This is a genomic window from Serratia proteamaculans (assembly GCF_946227095.1).
Classification (GTDB): domain Bacteria; phylum Pseudomonadota; class Gammaproteobacteria; order Enterobacterales; family Enterobacteriaceae; genus Serratia; species Serratia proteamaculans_E.
This window is the reverse complement of record NZ_CAMISV010000006.1, coordinates 94,162-112,496: the sequence shown is the minus strand read 5'-3', so window position 1 is coordinate 112,496 and position 18,335 is coordinate 94,162. Positions and strand designations below refer to the sequence as shown.

General features: G+C 56.0%; 13 protein-coding genes, 1 other RNA gene and 1 pseudogene. 8 read left to right on the top strand and 7 right to left on the bottom strand.

The features are described 5' to 3' along the window. Positions 1–34: 34 nt before the first annotated feature. Positions 35–1,762, bottom strand: coding sequence for an SgrR family transcriptional regulator (locus OC597_RS13910; protein ID WP_262209155.1), 1,728 nt, complete (start codon positions 1,760–1,762; stop codon positions 35–37). Positions 1,763–1,866: 104 nt separating this feature from the next. Between OC597_RS13910 and cof the strand changes: the two genes are divergently transcribed. After that, a complete protein-coding gene (cof, locus tag OC597_RS13905; RefSeq protein ID WP_129935942.1) occupies positions 1,867–2,691 on the top strand; it encodes an HMP-PP phosphatase in 825 nt (274 codons plus the stop codon). Between the two features lie 60 nt (positions 2,692–2,751). On the opposite strand, the gene OC597_RS13900 is transcribed toward cof, so the two are convergent. Further along, positions 2,752–3,792, bottom strand: coding sequence for a PLP-dependent cysteine synthase family protein (locus OC597_RS13900; protein WP_261285138.1), 1,041 nt, complete (start codon positions 3,790–3,792; stop codon positions 2,752–2,754). 122 nt (positions 3,793–3,914) lie between these two features. Between OC597_RS13900 and OC597_RS13895 the strand changes: the two genes are divergently transcribed. The 5 genes from OC597_RS13895 to amtB all read left to right on the top strand — a co-directional run bounded on the left by OC597_RS13895 (position 3,915) and on the right by amtB (position 9,969). Next, entirely contained in the window at positions 3,915–4,376 is a 462-nt protein-coding gene (locus OC597_RS13895; RefSeq protein WP_261251704.1) for an Lrp/AsnC family transcriptional regulator, read from the top strand. A 91-nt stretch (positions 4,377–4,467) separates the two neighbouring features. Further along, a complete protein-coding gene (locus tag OC597_RS13890) occupies positions 4,468–6,243 on the top strand; it encodes a SmdA family multidrug ABC transporter permease/ATP-binding protein (protein WP_261251705.1) in 1,776 nt (591 codons plus the stop codon). Next, a complete protein-coding gene (locus OC597_RS13885) occupies positions 6,236–8,014 on the top strand; it encodes a SmdB family multidrug efflux ABC transporter permease/ATP-binding protein (protein ID WP_261251706.1) in 1,779 nt (592 codons plus the stop codon). The genes OC597_RS13890 and OC597_RS13885 overlap by 8 nt, the downstream gene beginning before the upstream one ends. Before the next feature lie 293 nt (positions 8,015–8,307). Then, positions 8,308–8,646, top strand: a complete 339-nt coding sequence (gene glnK / locus OC597_RS13880; RefSeq protein ID WP_012005549.1) for a P-II family nitrogen regulator — start codon at positions 8,308–8,310, stop codon at positions 8,644–8,646. A gap of 36 nt (positions 8,647–8,682) precedes the next feature. After that, positions 8,683–9,969, top strand: coding sequence for an ammonium transporter AmtB (gene amtB, locus OC597_RS13875; RefSeq protein ID WP_261251707.1), 1,287 nt, complete (start codon positions 8,683–8,685; stop codon positions 9,967–9,969). 91 nt (positions 9,970–10,060) lie between these two features. On the opposite strand, the gene tesB is transcribed toward amtB, so the two are convergent. Then, positions 10,061–10,924: an acyl-CoA thioesterase II gene (gene tesB, locus OC597_RS13870; RefSeq protein ID WP_261251708.1), complete on the bottom strand. Its 864-nt coding sequence runs from the start codon at positions 10,922–10,924 to the stop codon at positions 10,061–10,063. Between the two features lie 230 nt (positions 10,925–11,154). Here tesB and OC597_RS13865 point away from each other — a divergent pair, with 230 nt between their 5' ends. Then, positions 11,155–11,646, top strand: coding sequence for a YbaY family lipoprotein (locus tag OC597_RS13865; RefSeq protein WP_261251709.1), 492 nt, complete (start codon positions 11,155–11,157; stop codon positions 11,644–11,646). Positions 11,647–11,711: 65 nt separating this feature from the next. Here the strand turns inward: OC597_RS13865 and OC597_RS13860 are convergent, their stop codons facing one another. Beyond that, entirely contained in the window at positions 11,712–12,026 is a 315-nt protein-coding gene (locus OC597_RS13860) for an MGMT family protein (protein WP_261251710.1), read from the bottom strand. Between the two features lie 156 nt (positions 12,027–12,182). Between OC597_RS13860 and ffs the strand changes: the two genes are divergently transcribed. After that, positions 12,183–12,279, top strand: an RNA gene (gene ffs / locus OC597_RS13855) — signal recognition particle sRNA small type. Positions 12,280–12,535: 256 nt separating this feature from the next. On the opposite strand, the pseudogene OC597_RS13850 reads toward ffs, so the two are convergent. The 3 genes and pseudogenes from OC597_RS13850 to OC597_RS13840 form a co-directional block, all read right to left on the bottom strand. After that, positions 12,536–14,512 (bottom strand): annotated as a pseudogene (locus OC597_RS13850) (alkyl/aryl-sulfatase). A 474-nt stretch (positions 14,513–14,986) separates the two neighbouring features. After that, positions 14,987–16,330: an NCS2 family permease gene (locus OC597_RS13845; protein WP_261283772.1), complete on the bottom strand. Its 1,344-nt coding sequence runs from the start codon at positions 16,328–16,330 to the stop codon at positions 14,987–14,989. A 164-nt stretch (positions 16,331–16,494) separates the two neighbouring features. Further along, the gene (locus tag OC597_RS13840) at positions 16,495–18,282 is read right to left on the bottom strand and encodes an adenine deaminase (protein ID WP_261251713.1); all 1,788 of its coding nucleotides are present in this window, start codon (positions 18,280–18,282) and stop codon (positions 16,495–16,497) included. Between the last annotated feature and the right edge of the window lie 53 nt (positions 18,283–18,335).

The window sequence follows — 18,335 nt, the reverse complement described above, 5'->3', positions numbered from 1 at the left end:
CAGAAATGTCTGGCTACCGCAGAGCCAGCCAGACTTAGTCTGTCGAAGGGGGTTCCATGGTGTCCACCGGCGGTGGCAGCCAGGCCTGACAGAAATCGAACCAACCGTGGGCAGTCAGGGTGACGCCATGAATGCGCGGTGGCGCGCTGATTTGATACTGATAGTGAAACAGCGGAGTGATGATCGCCGCGGCCATCAGTTGTTGATAATAGTCTTTCAATTGCTGATAACGCGGCGGCTGTGCCGGTAGCTGCTGGATCTGTTGCAGCGTTTGTTGCTGATGCTGCCAGCGAGCGTCGGGCAGGATACCGCGCCACAGCGTATCCTGCCGCAGCCAGCTTTCCAGCGTCGCCTCCGGTGATTCCCCAATCAGGTTATCCGCCAGCAGCAGATCGGCCTGTTCGATTTGTTCGGTACTCTGCCAGCGCTTGCCCGCGTAGTAGCGTAGTTCCAGCTCGCAGCCATGTTGCGCCAACAGTTGCTGCAAGGCCACTGTGACCGTCTCCAGCTCCACCGGTGGCCGATACAACAGCGTCAATTTGGCGGGCAGGGCTATATCCTCGTCGGCCTGATGCTGTGGGATTGCCCAGCCGGGCAGCATTTCGTGGCTGGGGGTGATGACGCTGTTGGGCACCGGCAGATTGGCCAGCAGGCCGGATCGCTGGATCAGCATCAGCAGTTTTTTCCCCTGTGCCTCACTGAGTACGCCGTGCTTCAAATTCACCGCCAGATAGCACCAACCCAGGCTCATGCTGCGCTGTACCGGCCGCGCCAACGCCATCTCTTCCTGCTGACCAAGGGTAATGCGTACCGGATGCTGGCAACTGGTATAAACATCGCCAACATTCAGTTCGGGAGTGATCCAATACTCAATACTCTCCAGATAGGGATGCTGCAAATGGTAAAACGGGTGTTGCTCCAGCCGGACCAGGTGCGGTTGGTTCAGCGTCAATTTAAATGGGCCGGCGCCCATGCCTGAAGCATCCGGGTGAGTCAGCAGGCAAGGCAATTCCGCCAGCCGGTGCGCCAGCCAGTAGTCCGGATGCTGCAAATCAAACTGCAGGCACAGCGGATGGGGCAGACTGAGGCTGGCAACGTTGGCCAGGCTGGGTTGACTGCGAGGATGCTGCTGCAGTTTTTCCAGCGTTTGCAGCAGTTGCTGGCCGGTCAGTGGTTCACCGTTGTGCCAGCGTAGTTGGCTGCGCAGAAAGAACTGCCAGCGCAGGCCGTCATCGCTGATTTGCCAATGGTGGGCCAGATCTGATTGTGGCTCGGGATTACCGGTAATAAACCGCGTTAACCCGGCATGCAGGGTGGCAACCAAATGCTGTTCGGCGCGGCCGGTCAGGGTCAGCGGATCCAGCGATTCGAGCGTGCGGTAGTAGGGGATACGCAGCGTTGGGCTGCCGGCTTGCCATTGACCACCAAGATGTGGGCTAAGCAGTTCCTGTAAATGTTGCGGATCCAACTGCGCCATTTCCAGCGCACCCTGATGATCGCCCTCCTGCAGTAGCCTCTGAAGATGGGCAGCCCGCAGCTCGTCCGGCGTTTTCAGACAGTGCAAACGCGCACGTTTACCGCGCCCGGGCTGTGACTGCCAGCTCAGCCAACCCTGATCTTGCAGTTGTTGTACCAGAGTGCGGGCGTGGCGCTCGCTGCAATAGAACATCGCTGCCAGCTCGCCGATAGTGATGGCGACCGGTGCGCTACCTAGCTGCTGGTACAGGCGTTGATACTGGCTAAGGCGGTGGGTTAGACGCATGTCAGGAAATCCGGAACAGTTTTCCAGAATTGTTCACTATTACTTCCGCAAATACCATCCCATACTGCAGGGACTGTAATCGCGTTCACATTCACGAGGTCTTTATGTATCGCCTGGCGGCTTTTGATATGGACGGCACGTTGTTGACTCCGGATCACCGGGTCGGGCCGGAAACTCTGGCGGTGCTAAAGCAACTCCTCGAGCGGGAGATGATCGTCACTTTCGCCACCGGGCGGCACTATCTTGATGCACAGCCGATCATGGCGCAGTTAGGCCTGCAGGGCTACCTGATTACCGGCAACGGCACGCGGGTCTACGACAATCAGGGGCAGCAACTGCACGCCACCGACTTGCCGGCCGATATTGCCGAAGAGGTGTTGCATACCCACTGGCGCACCGACGCCAGCATGCACGTCTTCCGTGATGAAGGCTGGATGACCGGGTTTGCGGTGCCGGAGGAAATGTTGCTGGCCCACCATCTGAGCGGCTTCCATTACCAGCTTACCGAACTGCGGCGTTTACCGGCGTTCGGTAACAGCAAGGTTTGTTTTGTTGGGCCGCACGAGGAACTGCTGAAACTTCAGGTGCAGCTGCGCCAGCACTTTGCAGCGCGTGTCGACCTTTGTTTCTCGGCTTATGAATGCCTGGAAGTGTTGCCACTGGGCTGCAACAAGGGGTCGGCGCTGGATATGCTGAGCCGCCATCTGGGGCTGGAGATGGCGGACTGTATGGCGTTTGGTGATGCGATGAACGACAAGGAAATGCTGGCGGCAGTAGGGCACGGGGTGGTGATGGGCAATGCCCTGCCACAGTTGAAGTCGCTGTTGCCACAGCTACAGGTTATCGGTCACTGCGAACAGCAGGCGGTGGCTCACTATTTGCAACATTGGCTGCGTTCACCTTACCTCACCTATTCCCCCGAATTATGAGGCTTTATTGGCAGCCGCCGGGTAAGACTTACCCGGCTTTTTTTCGTCTGAACCTGCCGATTACAAGTCCGCTAACTGCGCCAGATGCGGCGTCAGATCACCGATATTGTTGCTGACCCATTCTGGATTGTAATAGGTGTCCAGGTAGCGCTCACCGCTGTCGCACAGCAGAGTGACGATCGAACCCTGCTCGCCGTTTTCCCGCATTTGCTTCGCTAACTGCAGCGCGCCCCATACGTTGGTACCGGTAGAGGCTCCCACCTTGCGCCCGAGGACCGTTTCCAGCCAGTGGATGGTGGCGACGCTGGCGGCATCAGGCACGCGGATCATGCTGTCGACCACCGACGGAATAAACGAGGGTTCGGCGCGTGGGCGACCAATGCCCTCGATGCGGCTGCCGCAACTGCCAATAAGGGTGCGGTCGCGCTGGTGGAAGCAATCATAGAACACCGAGTTTTCCGGATCGACCACCGTCAGGCGGGTGTCGTGCCCCTGATAGCGGATATAGCGCCCCAGTGTTGCGGAGGTGCCGCCGGTGCCGGCGCTCATCACGATATGTTTAGGCACCGGGAAGGGTTCACGCGCCATCTGACGGAAGATGCTGTCGGCGATGTTGTTGTTGCCGCGCCAGTCGGTTGCCCGCTCGGCGTAGGTGAACTGATCCATATAGTGGCCGTTCAGTTCTTGCGCCAACTGCTCGGAGGCGGCGTAAATCTGCGCCGCATGGTCGACAAAGTGGCAACGACCACCGTAGAACGCGATCTGCTCAACCTTGCGGCGTGCGGTGCAGGAAGGCATTACGGCAATAAACGGCAGGCCAATCAGTCGGGCGAAGTAGGCTTCGGACACCGCCGTACTGCCGGAGGAAGCCTCGATAATCGTGGTGTTTTCGGTGATCCAGCCGTTACACAGGCCGTACAGGAACAGTGAACGCGCCAAGCGGTGCTTCAGGCTGCCGGTCGGGTGAGTGCTTTCATCTTTCAGGTACAGGCAGATACCGGGAAATTCCGGCAGGTTCAGGCGGATCAGGTGGGTATCGGCGGAGCGTTGAAAATCCGCTTCTATTTCGCCGATAGCATATTTTACCCAAGAATTTGTCATCATCTGGCCTCAGAATAGGGGGCTTGTTTGTTGCATAATATAGCCTGCTGCGGGGAAAAAAGGATTGCCATTTTTCCTGTTTAATCGCCTAATGAGAGAAAATTATTCTCCTGGTTGACGATATGTTAGATAAAACAGACCGTAAATTACTGTGCATGCTGCAACAGGACTGTACGCAGCCGCTGCAGGTGCTGGCCGACGCGGTCAATCTGACGTCGACACCTTGTTGGAAAAGGCTCAAACGGCTGGAAGAAGAAGGTTATATCCGTGGGCGAGTCGCACTGCTGGATAACGAAAAGCTCGGCCTGGGCCTGACGGCATTTGTGCTGATCAAAACCCAGCAGCACAGCAGTGAGTGGTATCAACAGTTCGTGCAACTGACCAAGCAGATGCCGGAGGTGCTGGCGTTCTATCGCATGGCCGGAGAATACGACTACCTGATGCAGGTGGAAGTGGCGGATATGAAGAGCTACGACAGCTTTTACAAGCGCCTGGTGAACGGTGTACCGGGGCTGATCGACGTCACTTCCAGCTTCGCAATGGAAAAAATCAAATACACCACTGCACTGCCGATTCCTGAGTGAAAAGTTCACCAAATTGGCAAAGTAACGGTGGTATCCTACTCTGCTGAGGCAGAACAAGAGACAAAACCATTACATCCTGGAATAAAACTGCGTGAGACTATTTGCTCAAATCGGCTGGTATTTCCGCCGCGAGTGGCGTCGCTACCTCGGGGCGGTGGTGCTGCTGATCATCATTGCCATACTGCAACTGTTGCCGCCCAAGCTGGTGGGGATCATTGTGGATGGCGTCACCGAAAAACAGATGTCCGGCGGCGTGCTGATGGCATGGCTGGGGCTGATGCTCGGCACCGCCGTGGTTGTCTACCTGCTGCGCTACGTGTGGCGGGTGCTGTTGTTTGGGGCGTCCTACCAGCTTGCCGTCGAACTGCGTGAAAACTTCTACCGCCAGCTTAGCCGTCAGAATCCGGCCTTCTATTTGCGTCACCGTACCGGTGATCTGATGGCACGCGCCACCAACGATGTCGATCGGGTGGTTTTCGCCGCCGGTGAAGGAGTGCTGACGCTGGTGGATTCGCTGGTGATGGGATTGGCGGTGCTGGTGGTGATGAGCACCCAAATTAGCTGGCAGCTAACCCTGCTGTCGCTGATCCCGATGCCAATCATGGCGATCGTCATCAAGTACTACGGCGACCAGTTACACCAGCGTTTTAAATCGGCGCAGGCGGCGTTCTCCAGCCTGAACGATCAGGCGCAGGAAAGCATGACCAGCATCCGTATGATCAAGGCGTTCGGTCTGGAAGATCATCAGTCTAATCAGTTTGCCGAAGTCGCTGCGCAGACCGGTGCCAAAAACATGCACGTGGCGCGGGTGGATGCCCGTTTCGACCCGACGATTTATATCGCCATCGGTACCGCCAATCTGCTGGCGATCGGCGGTGGCAGTTGGATGGTGGTGAACGGAACCATGACTCTGGGCCAACTGACCAGCTTTGTTATGTACCTCGGCCTGATGATTTGGCCAATGCTGGCGCTGGCCTGGATGTTCAATATCGTTGAACGCGGCAGTGCAGCCTATAGCCGTATTCGCAGCCTGCTGGATGAAGCCCCGGCTGTGACCGATGGTGAGCAAACGCTGCCGGTCGGGCGTGGCAATCTGGCGGTCGATATCCGCGCATTCCACTACCCGGGCAATAGCCAGCCGACGCTGCACGATGTGGTGCTGAAGCTGGAGCCAGGGCAAATGCTCGGCCTGTGTGGCCCGACCGGCGCCGGTAAATCGACGCTGCTGTCACTGATCCAGCGCCAGTTCGATGTTGATGACGGCCAGATCAGCTATCAGGGGCTGCCGTTGACCCAGGTGAAACTCGACGACTGGCGCTCGCGCCTGTCCGTGGTCAGCCAGACACCGTTCTTGTTCTCGGACAGCGTGGCGAACAACATCGCGCTGGGGAATCCGGGGGCGACGCAGGAACAGATAGAGCGCGCGGCCCGCCTGGCCAGTGTGCATGAGGATATTCTGCGCCTGCCGCAAGGTTATGAAACCGAGGTGGGCGAGCGTGGCGTGATGCTTTCCGGGGGGCAGAAGCAACGTATCTCCATTGCCCGCGCCCTGTTACTGGATGCAGAAATCCTGATCCTCGACGATGCGCTGTCGGCGGTGGATGGTCGTACCGAACACCAGATCCTGCATAACCTGCGCAGCTGGGGGCAAAACCGCACGGTGATTATCAGCGCGCACCGGCTTTCGGCACTGACCGAAGCCAGCGAAATTCTGGTGATCCAGCACGGCGCTGTGGCACAACGTGGTCAGCATGCGTCCCTGGCCGCTCAACCCGGCTGGTATCGCGATATGTATCGCTATCAGCAACTGGAGGCGGCATTGGATGAGGCCCCGGAAAGCGGCGAGGAGAGTGACGCCAATGAATAAGATGCAAAAGCTGTGGCCGACGCTGAAGCGCTTGCTGGCTTATGGATCGCCGTACCGCAAGCCGCTGGGACTGGCGGTATTGATGCTGTGGGTCGCCGCGGCGGCGGAAGTCGCCGGGCCGATCCTGGTCAGTTATTTTATCGATAACTACGTTGCCAAGGGTCAGTTACCGCTGACTATCGTCTGCGGGTTAGCGGCAGCCTATATCCTGCTGGAGCTGTTGGCGGCGGCGCTGCACTATTTTCAGGCGTTGCTGTTCAACCAGGCGGCGGTCGGGGTAGTTCAACGTCTGCGAACTGACGTTATGGACGCTGCGTTGCGCCAACCGCTTAGCGCCTTTGATACTCAACCTGTTGGGCAGTTGATCTCGCGGGTGACCAATGACACCGAGGTGATCAAAGACCTGTACGTGATGGTGGTGTCCACTGTGCTGAAAAGTGCGGCGCTGATTGGTGCCATGCTGGTGGCGATGTTCAGCCTTGACTGGCGTATGGCGCTGGTGGCGATCTGCATCTTCCCGGCGGTATTTGTGGTGATGGGCATTTATCAGTACTACAGCATTCCTATTGTGCGCCGGGTGCGTAGCTATCTGGCGGACATCAACGACGGCTTTAACGAAGTGATTAACGGCATGGGCGTGATCCAGCAGTTCCGCCAGCAGATCCGCTTCGGGGAGCGCATGAGCGCCGCCAGCCGTTCACACTATACCGCGCGTATGCAGACGCTGCGGTTAGACGGTTTCCTGCTGCGTCCGCTGCTCAGCCTGTTTTCGGCGCTGGTGCTGTGCGGTCTGCTGATGCTGTTCGGCTTCAGCGGTGAGGGGGCGATCGGCGTTGGTGTGCTGTATGCCTTTATCAACTATCTGGGCCGTCTGAATGAGCCGTTGATTGAGTTGACGTCGCAGCAGTCGATCCTGCAGCAGGCGGTGGTGGCCGGTGAGCGTATTTTCGAACTGATGGATCGCAAACAGCAGAGCTACGGGGTGGACGATCGCCCGCTGGAGAGCGGTCGTATTGATATTGACGACCTGAGTTTTGCCTACCGTGACGACAAAAAGGTACTGCAGCATATTTCGCTGTCGGTCCCTTCACGTGGCTTTGTGGCGCTGGTCGGCCATACCGGCAGCGGCAAGAGCACGCTGGCCAACCTGCTGATGGGTTATTACCCGGTCGATCAGGGTGAAGTGCGTCTCGACGGACGTCCTCTGGCCAGCCTTTCACACCGGACTCTGCGCCAGGGTGTCGCGATGGTGCAGCAGGACCCGGTGGTGATCGCCGAGTCAGTGCTGGCCAACGTCACGCTGGGGCGCAATATCAGCGAAGAGGCGGTTTGGCAGGCATTGAAAACGGTACAACTGGCCGAATTGGTGCGCAGCTTCCCGCAGGGCATTCATACCCGGCTGGGCGAACAGGGCAATAATCTGTCGGTGGGCCAGAAGCAGCTATTGGCGATGGCCAGGGTGCTGGTACAGGCACCGCAGATCCTGATCCTCGATGAGGCCACCGCCAACATTGACTCAGGCACGGAACAAGCGATTCAGCGGGCGCTGCGTTTGATCCGCGAACACACCACGCTGGTGGTGATCGCTCACCGTTTGTCGACCATTGTTGATGCCGATTCGATTCTGGTGTTGCACCGGGGTCAGGCGGTCGAGCATGGCAACCATCAGCAACTGCTGGCGCAGCAGGGGCGTTACTACCAGATGTATCAACTGCAACTGGTGGGTGAAGAGCTGGCTGCCGCAAACCGCGAAGAAACACAAACTGCATAATGTCAGAGGCCGCTTTAGCGGCCTCTTTCTTTTCCACCACGCACCACAAACAGGCATCGCCACGTTTTAAATCCCTTTCTCTGCACTTTTTCGACGCGTCACGCACCAAAATAGTGCGCAATATTTAATCAATTCCTGGTGCGGTAGCGCGTCGTTGGCTCATCTCTGTGCGCCCGATTGCCGTCCTGCCGGTTAATTTGCTGAATTAGCGTACAAAATCATTTGTGGCATAGCCTTTGCTTTATAAGACTCGTACCAGGGGTGAGTTTGGGCTTAATTCGTGGAGGGGCAATATGAAGCTGGTGACCGTGGTGATTAAACCATTCAAGCTGGAGGACGTGCGTGAAGCCCTATCCTCTGTAGGTATTCAGGGGCTGACCGTAAGCGAAGTAAAAGGCTTTGGTCGCCAGAAGGGACATGCTGAGCTCTATCGCGGAGCTGAATACAGCGTCAACTTCTTACCTAAAGTAAAAATCGACATCGCTATCGCTGACGATCAGTTAGATGAAGTGGTTGATGTCATTAGTAAAGCGGCCTACACCGGCAAAATCGGTGACGGCAAAATTTTCGTTGCCGAATTGCAACGTGTCATTCGCATTCGCACCGGCGAAACAGACGAAGCAGCACTGTAATCACAGGCTCAGTAAAGTAATGGGGATGGATTGATAATGAAAAAACTTTTATCCATGTTGGGCCTGAGTACGGTAACCATGGTTCCTTCTTTGGCACTGGCCGCTCCGGCGGTCGCAGACAAGGCGGATAACGCCTTCATGATGATTTGCACCGCTTTGGTGCTGTTCATGACCCTGCCGGGTGTCGCGTTGTTTTACGGTGGTTTGTTGCGTTCCAAAAACGTGCTCTCCATGTTAACCCAGGTCACCGTCACCTTTGCACTGGTGTGTGTACTCTGGGTGCTTTATGGCTACAGCCTGGCCTTCAGCGAAGGCAATGCGTTCTTCGGCGGTTTCCAAACGGCGATGCTGAAAGGCATTGGCATCGACAGCGTCACCGGGACCTTTAGCCAGATGATCCACGTAGCATTCCAGTGTTCGTTCGCCTGTATTACCGTGGCGCTGGTAGTGGGCGGTTTTGCCGAGCGTATCCGCTTCTCTGCGGTGGTGATCTTCGCGGCAATCTGGTTCACCATCTCTTACCTGCCGATTGCCCACATGGTGTGGGGCGGCGGCTTCCTGGCCGCTGACGGTGCGCTGGACTTTGCCGGCGGTACCGTTGTGCACATCAACGCAGCAAGCGCCGGTCTGGTGGGGGCTTACCTGTTGGGCAAACGTGCCGGTTTCGGTAAGGAAGCGTTCAAACCGCACAACCTGCCAATGGTGTTTACCGGGGCTTCCATTCTGTACATTGGCTGGTTTGGTTTTAACGCCGGTTCGGCCAGTGCGGCTAACGGCATTGCGGCACTGGCGTTCCTGAACACCGTGGTGGCCACTGCCGGCGCGATCCTCTCCTGGACCTTTGCCGAGTGGATTGTTCGCGGCAAGCCTTCACTGTTGGGCGCCTGTTCCGGCATGCTCGCCGGGCTGGTTGCCATCACGCCGGCGGCGGGTACCGTGGGCGTGGGCGGGGCGTTGATTATCGGTCTGATTGGCGGTATTGCCGGTCTGTGGGGTGTGGTCACGCTGAAGAAATGGCTGAACGTAGATGATACCTGTGACGTGTTCGGTGTGCATGGCGTGTGCGGTATCGTCGGTTGCTTGCTGACCGGGGTATTCACCTCCGCCTCGCTGGGCGGCACCGGGTACGCAGAGGGCGTCACCATGGGGCATCAGGTGTGGATCCAGCTGCTGAGCGTGGTGACCACGCTGGTGTGGTCTGGTGTGGCAGCCTTTATCGCCTTTAAAGTGGCGGGCGCCATCGTTGGTCTGCGCGTACCGGAAGAGCAGGAGCGCGAAGGTCTGGACGTCAACAGCCATGGCGAGAGTGCCTATAACCAATAAGCCTTGAAGAAGGGCAGTGCGCTAAATAATTCGAAAAATAATGATGATAGAAAGGGCGATGGAGACATCGCCCTTTTTCTTTGTCTGGCTTTTAGGCTTCGCGCTGGCGGATAACGCCTTCCTGTACCGTGGTGGCAACCAGTACGCCTTCACGGGTATAGAATTGGCCGCGTACAAATCCACGGGCACCGGAAGCGGAAGTGCTTTCCACCACGTACAGCAGCCAGTCATCCATGCGGAATGGGCGGTGGAACCACATTGAGTGATCGATGGTCGCCACCTGCATGCCAGGCTCCAGGAAACCGACACCGTGTGGCTGCAGCGCCGTCGGCAGGAAGTTGAAATCAGACGCATAGCCCAGCAAATATTGATGGATGCGCAGATCGTCCGGCATGGTGCCGTTGGCGCGGAACCACACGTAGCGGTGCGGATCTTCCACACTGCCTTTCAGCGGATTGTGGAATTTGACCGGACGCATCTCAATCGGCTTCTGGCCGATAAACTTCTCACGTACCTTGTCCGGCAACATATGCGACAGTTTCTGGGCAATGTCTGACTCCGACATCAGCCCTTCTGGTGGCGGCACGTCCGGCATGATGTTCTGGTGTTCAAAGCCTTCCTCCGGGCTTTGGAATGACGCGGTCATGTAGAAAATCGGTTTGCCGTGCTGAATGGCACTGACGCGGCGGGCGCTGAAGCTGTTGCCGTCACGCAGGATTTCCACGTCGTAAACAATCGGCTTGCTGCTGTCACCCGGGCGCAGGAAATAGCTGTGGAATGAGTGGACGCTGCGTTCCGCAGGTACCGATTGCTTGGCGGCATACAGTGCCTGACCCACCACTTGGCCACCGAATACCTGGCGTAACCCCAGATCTTCACTTTGACCGCGGTACAGACCTTCTTCGATTTTCTCCAGATCCAGCAGATCTAGGAGGTTTTGCAGTGCCTGGCTCATAAAGTTACTACCCTTTTAATAATCATTTTGCGCAGTGTGCGGAATATCACGGCAAGACGTCAATATATTGCGTTATGGCACAGAGAAAATTGACTGAATGCTGAGCGTTATTAGAAGGCTAAGTGATTAATAGGCAGGACTAAATGGATTTTTCAGTGTTTTGTGCTAAGTTTAATAGGTGCGGTGGTGAAAGCCACCAACGTGTTGATAATAAAAAAGGAGACCGATCCATGAAACTCTGGCAAATCGTAGGTGGAGCAGCAGCGCTAACCGTTACCCTGGCGGGTTGTGCCCAAAAGAGTGCGGACGTACCTGTTCCGACAGCGGGAAACCCGGCGATTGCGCAAACGCAGATTCAGGGCCCGGCGGTGACTGGCTCGGTTAACATTCGCCAGCGCATTGCGCTGCCGCCGGATGCAGTACTGACCGTCACGCTCTCTGATGCCTCGTTGGCGGATGCGCCGTCTAAAGTGATCGCGCAGCGTGCGGTTCGTACTGAAGGTAAACAGGCACCGTTTAATTTTGTCCTGCCCTATAACCCGGCGGACATTCAGCCTAATGCACGCATTATCCTGAGCGCGGCAATTACGGTAAACGGCCGAATGATGTTTATTACCGACACCATCCAGGAAGTGGTGAACCGCAACGGTACCCGTGCCGACCTGGTGATGGTTCCGGTACAGGGCATTGCTGTGCAGGCTGCCCCGGCAACCATGCCGTAATCCGGCAATCCTGAAGCAGTAAACCATCAACAGCCTTTGCGCTCCGGCCAAAGGCTGTTTTGTTGTTACCAGCGCCAGCCATAAACCAGCAGATCAACCGTGCTGTGCGCACCGAAGATAATCCCTTCTTCAAGCAGCGCCTGTCGTTGGCGTTGGAAGTCCTCCCCCTGCTGCGAAATTTGTCCGTGCCGGTTAATCACCCGATGCCAGGGCAGGCTGCTGCCTTCCGGCAGGCGCCTTAATACGCCACCGACCTGACGCGCGGCACGCGGTGAGCCGGCCAGTTTCGCTACTTCGCCATAGGTCGTGACCTTGCCATAGGGAATAGCGGCCACCACGTGGAACACGCGCTGGCTGAATGAGGCGTCTTCTGGTTCCATTTCTGTTTTCCTGCTGCAGCAAAAACCAAGGGAGGAAGTGTGCCACAGCCAAGGTGGGTAAGAAAACAGCGGTTGGTCCTGGTTGGCTTGCTATTTGGTTGGCCATCACCGATACTAGCCACCGCTTCAAAGTACAGAAGCCGTCAATGGGGGCCCTGTTGGTTCTCCCGCAACACTAACTTGTGAACTCGGTCAGATCCGGAAGGAAGCAGCCGCAGCAGGTGACGTGTGTGCCGGGATGTAGCTGGCAGGGCCTCCACCAATTTCAGGAACTGAGCCATCTCTGCTCGTTCTCCCGCAAGACGTTTGCTATCTCCTCTATAAAACCAAATACCGAAGTAATCCACTGCAGGCTGAAAGCAAAGCACGAGGCTGGCGTACCGGTGAATTTCATGATGTAAGACAGAGATGATGGGCTACCGGATGGCTTTAAAAGTGATCAGGCGATCTGCGAACTTTCGACATCGGCCAGATTTCCCTGCGGCCAGTAAAGCCGCAGGGTCTGAGGGTTATGGCGTCACAATATTGAACCAGAACTCAAAGTTATCCATATAGCCTAACATTTCGTCCATTTTTGCACCGTTGCCCGTTACCTTCACTTCTCCCTTATCCTCCGCCTGTTTTAGCGTTTCTTCCTTGAGGATAATTTTATTCAAGGTGTCGCGGTTAAGCGTGAGCGTGGCATCGGCATCTTTGGCTTCGGCATTGGCGGTGTGGTTGAGTACCCCATTTTCCAGTTCCAGCTTATACTTACCGCCATCGCTACCCAGATCAATGTTAAACACGGCTTTGGCCTTGCCCGCTTTTTCACCGTTGATATGCACAGCCAGGAAGTCAAAGAACATCTCCGGCGTCATCGCCCGGACGGTATCTGGGCTGGCGGTATTCGGAGTTGGCCCTTTCACCACGCCGTTACGTAGCTCCTGAGCACCGGTGAGGTAGAAGTTACGCCATGGGCCAGACTCAGCCTGATAGCCCAGTTGTTCCAGTGCGTCAGCCTCAAGATTGCGTGCATCCTGATTCTTCGGATCGGCAAAGACTATTTTGCTGACGACCTGAGCAACCCAACGGTAATTGCCCTGATCAAAGTCGGTTTTGGCTTTCTTAATAATTGCATCAGCACCGCCCATGTACTCGACAAACTTCTTCGCGGCCTCTTCCGGCGGCAGTTCATCCAGCGTGGCTGGATTGCCATCAAACCAGCCAAGATAAAGCACATAAGTCGCTTTAACATCATGGCTTATAGAACCGTAATAACCCCGGTTAGCCCAGGTTTTCGCCAGGCTGTCCGGCAGTGTGAACTTCGCCGCTATTTCGTCACGGGTCAGGCCTTCATTCGCCATGCGCAGGGTCTGATCGTTAATATAACGGTAAAGATCACGCTGGCTTTTGAGAAGGTTAACGACGTTCTCGTTACCCCAGGTTGGCCAGTGGTGCTGAGCCATGATGATTTCCGCTTTGTCGCCCCAGCGAACTATGGCTTCGTTGATATATTTTGACCAAGGGAGCGGTTCACGAATTTTTGCGCCACGCAGGGAATAGGTATTGTGCAGCGTATGGGTCACATCTTCTGCCGCTTCGATGAGTTTCTTCTCTTCGATAAACCACAGCATTTCTGATGGGGCTTCAGAGCCAGGCGCCAGCATAAAATCATAGGTGAGACCGTCGATGACCTCTTTTTGACCATCTTTCTCAATAATATTGGTTGGGGCAATCAGGGTGACGGTACCTGCCGACGTGGTGGTGCCCAGGCCCGCTCCGACCTGGCCTTTGGCGTCCGGCTTCAACAGGTTGCCGTACATGTAGCTGGCACGGCGACTCATGACGTTACCCGCCATGATATTTTCTGCCACGGCGGCTTCCATAAAGCCTGCGGGCGCATAAACTTTCACCTTGCCCGACTTAACATCAGCTTCGTCGACTACACCCCGCACGCCACCATAGTGGTCAACGTGGCTATGAGTGTAGATAACAGCGACAACCGGTTTTTTACCCCGGTTTTTAAAATAGAGATCCATGCCCACTTTGGCGGTTTCGGCTGAAACCAGAGGGTCAACCACAGTCACCCCCTCTTTGCCCTCAATGAGGGTCATGTTGGACAGATCCAGGTTACGGATCTGGTAAACGCCATCCGTGACCTCAAACAGGCCGCTGATGTTAATCAACTGGGATTGACGCCACAGGCTTGGGTTTACAGTATCCGGTGCTTTTTCACCTTCCTTGATGAAGGCATACTGCTGCGGATCTCAGATGACATTGCCCTGTTCACCTTTGATAATTTCGGTTGGCAAGGCAGCTATGAAACCTTTATGCGCGTTGGCAAAATCGGTGTTATCTGAGAAGGGGAGCTGATCATACAGTGCATCATTGGCTTGTTTGGTTGCAGAGGCCGCTTCTTTCGGCGCAACTTCTGCCCAGGATGGAATTGCGAAGGCAGACAGCACCCCCGCTAACGCCAGCCCTTTCATGATGGGTGTTAATTTCATTGGGATCCTCGTTTGATTTTAGATGGCGAAGTTAGATAGCTTTTACATCCGTTGTAACGAGTTGTAACTCAAATACTAAATGTAATAGAAGATTGGCATTGAGCAAGTTGAAATTAACAAAATATTAAAGTTCTGGTATCAAGCTGGATAGAGATTATCCGAAGGCTATATTGGCAATATAGAACATCAGATATGCCAATTTTTTGGGATGGTAAACATTTAACTTAAAATGTTAATATTATTTGTATGTTGTTGCTTTTTATTGATTTGTTATTAATTGATGGTAGTGATATTTGCAAGGTGATATTTATACCGAGGATTATGCTTTTCGCTATATTAATTTAAAATGGCGGAGAGTAAATCATAGCAGAGGATTTGGTGAGTGGAGGTTTTATCGTGAAATATTGTGATTTGCGTTTGTTATCGAATGATTGAAGCGTTGCGCTGACATGTTACCAGCGCAACACTTTCAGATTAATGCCTTACCAGGGTGGCGAAATAGTATGCCAGTGGGATCGCCAGAAAATAGAGTCCGACCGGCACTTCACGCCATTTGCCGGCAATCACTTTGATAATGATGTAGAACAGCAGTCCGCCGGCGATGCCGGTACCGAAGCTGTTGGCGATCAACGTGATCATGACCATCATCAGCACCGGCAGACCGTCGGTGAAGTTGGCCAAATCAACTTTGCGCAGTCCGCTAAACATATTCAGACCGATCAGGATCAACGCCGGGGCAGTGGCTTCTTTCGGGATCATCAGGGCAATCGGTGTGAATAGCAGCATCAGTAAAAACATCACCGCGGCCGCCAATGCGGTTAGCCCGGTTTTGCCTCCGGCTTCGGCTGCCGCAGAGGATTCGATCAGCGCGGTGGCGGCAGGAATACCGACCAGAGGGCCCAGCGCAGCGGCGATAGAGTCCACCATAAAAGGCCGGTTGATGTGCGGCATATTGCCGTGCTCATCCAGCAGCCCGGCTTCACCGCCTACGGCCAGCGTGGTGCCCATGGTGGAGAAAAACTCCGAGGCGAAAAAGACGAACAAATAGGGCAGGAAGGCGATATTCAGTGCGCCGATCAGATCAACATGACCTAGTACCGGGGCCAATGAATGCGGCATTGCCATCAGGCTGTCCGGCAGGTGGGTGACACCGAACGGGATACCCACCAGAGTCGCAAACAGGATCGCCCACAAAATGGCGCCGGGAATGCGTCGAGCCTGCAAGGCAATCGCCAAAAACAGGCCGCACAGGGCGATCAACGCACCGGGTGCGGTGAAATCACCCAGCATCAGCGCATTGGATTTAGCGTTGGCCAGCACCAGTCCGGCATTGCGGAAACCCAGAATCGCCACAAACAGTCCGATAGAGGCAGTCAGCCCCAGCTTGATCGATTGCGGTACCGAGCGAGTGACCACCTCGCGCAACCCCAGCCGGGTCAGGGCGAAAAACAGAATGCCAGACCAGCAGGCGATGCCCAGGCCAATCTGCCAACTGATGCCTTCGCTGCCCGCCAGAGTTACACCGACCAGCACCGAACCGCCAATGCCCGGCCCGACGATAAACGGCAGGTTGCCGTAAAACGCCATCAGCAAGGTCCCCAGCACAAACACCAGAATGGTACCGGTAGTCACTGCGCCCTTATCCATGCCGCCGACAGCCAGTAATCCGGGGATCACCACCAGCAGGTAGGCCGCCGCCAGAAAACCGGTGATACCGGCCAGACATTCGGTTTTAACATTGCTTTGCCGTGCATGCAGTTGAAAACGTCGTTGTAGCCAGCTCCCTGGTGTAGGAACCGATGCTGAATTATCAGCCATAACAATTATCTCCGTCGCTACCCGTCGTATTTCAAGCCGCAGCGTTGTTGGCGGCACTCACTCACCCCAGTAACTTACTTGAGTAAGCGCCTGGGGATGAGTGAGCTGGCCTGCCTAGCCGCAACTTGAAATCCATAGGGTATATATTGTTATTATGATTATTTTTAGGCCGGGGTTTCCCAGCAGGCGATCAGCGGATCGACAATCTGGCGCGTTGTGCCGTCGGTCAGGCCGAGATCGGTCAGGTGCGGCCCGGCGTTACACGCCAGACAGGTGCCTTCAATGGCCTTGAAAACCCGGTAGGGCGGTTCCCAGTCGGCGATTCGTGCGCTCAGATCGCGCAGGTTTTTAAACTGTTGTGCCAGTTCGGCGGCGGGCAAGTCGGAGAGCATGCCGGCTATGGGCATTGCCACCTGCGCCAGGATGGCCCCGTTTTGGCTTAAAGCCATGCCACCGCCACAGGCAATCAGCGCGTTGGCGGCCAGTGCCATATCGACGGCATCCCGCCCTAACACCACCAGGTTGTGTGAGTCATGTGAGTAGCTGGTAGCGATAGCGCCACGGAGTTCACCCCAACCTTCCAACAGTGCCAGTTGCGGTGTGGCCTGGTGACGGCCATGACGGTGTTGTACCCAGATCAGGCTGAAGCCTTGCGGGATCTGCACTTCGCCGTTACGCACTTCGACCGTGGTCTCGTTCCACTGGGTAAAGCGCGCTCCCTTAATGTGGCGCAGAGTGGCTTTGCCGTGGCGGATAGCCGGCACCTTCAATACGAAATCCTCGGCGACTAGGGGTTGCAACTGCAGGGTATCGCGCGGTGCCGTCACGTTCGGGTTAGCGTTGAGCGGTGCCAGCATTTTTCCTTGCTGTGCCATCAGTTTCCCGGCGACGTAGACCTGTTGTGCAGTAAGTCGAGTCAGCGAATCAAACACCACCAGATCGGCGATGCGGCCTGCGGCAATCAGCCCAAGATCGTTGCGTTGCAAGCGGATGGCGGCATTGAGCGTGGCCATGCGCAGTACGTCAGTCGCCGGCAGCCCCTGTTCGATCAGCATATTGAGTAGCGCCACAATGCCGCCTTTTTCCAGCAGCATGTCCGGGGGGACATCGTCGGTGCAGACGGTGATTTGTGATGACAGGTGCGGCAACGTTTTCAGCGCCGCGACGATTTCTGGCAGCAGATAAGGGTGGGAACCTCTGATCTCCAGCGTCAGACCGGCGCGTAATTTCTCCAGCGCATCGGCCCCGGAGGTCAGCTCATGGTCAGAGGTGACTCCCGCCGCCAGATAAGCCTGCAGATCGGCACCGCTCAGGCCGCGTGCGTGGCCTTCGATCAATTTGCCGCTGTTCAGTCCGGCATTGAGGATCTCCAGCATGCGTTCGCTGCCATTCAACACGCCATGCATGTCCATCACCTCGGCGACGCCGCCGACTTCCGGCCAAGCCAACATGGTTTCCATTTCCTGACCGGCAAAATCAGCGCCAGACATTTCCAGTCCCGGCGTGGAGGGGACGCTCGAAGGGGCTGCGCAGATTACTCTGAGCGGCAGGCCACGGCTGGCGTCTACCGCATAGCGCACACCAGCAACGCCGAGCACGTTCGCCAGCTCGTGCGGATCCCAGAAGATGGTGGTGGTGCCTTGAGCGACGACGATCTCGGCATAGCGTTCCGGCGGCAGGTGTGAGCTTTCAACATGGACGTGGGTATCGATCAGTCCGGGGCTCAGATAGGCACCGGCCAAATCCTGCGTCTGTAAAGCTTCGTTCAGGGTACCGCAGGGATGAACACTGGCAATTAGCGCGCCGACGATGCCGACATCGGCGCTACGGACTTCACCGGTTGCCATGTCAATCAACGCGGCGTTAGTCAGCAGTAAATCAAAAGGAAGTTGGCCTAATGCGGCCTTCACCGCACGCTGGCGTTCGCCCGTGCTGATGCAATGAGTGGTCATGGTAATTACCCGGCATGATGACAGGGTTGTTACTCTAGGGGGCGAGGCAGGCT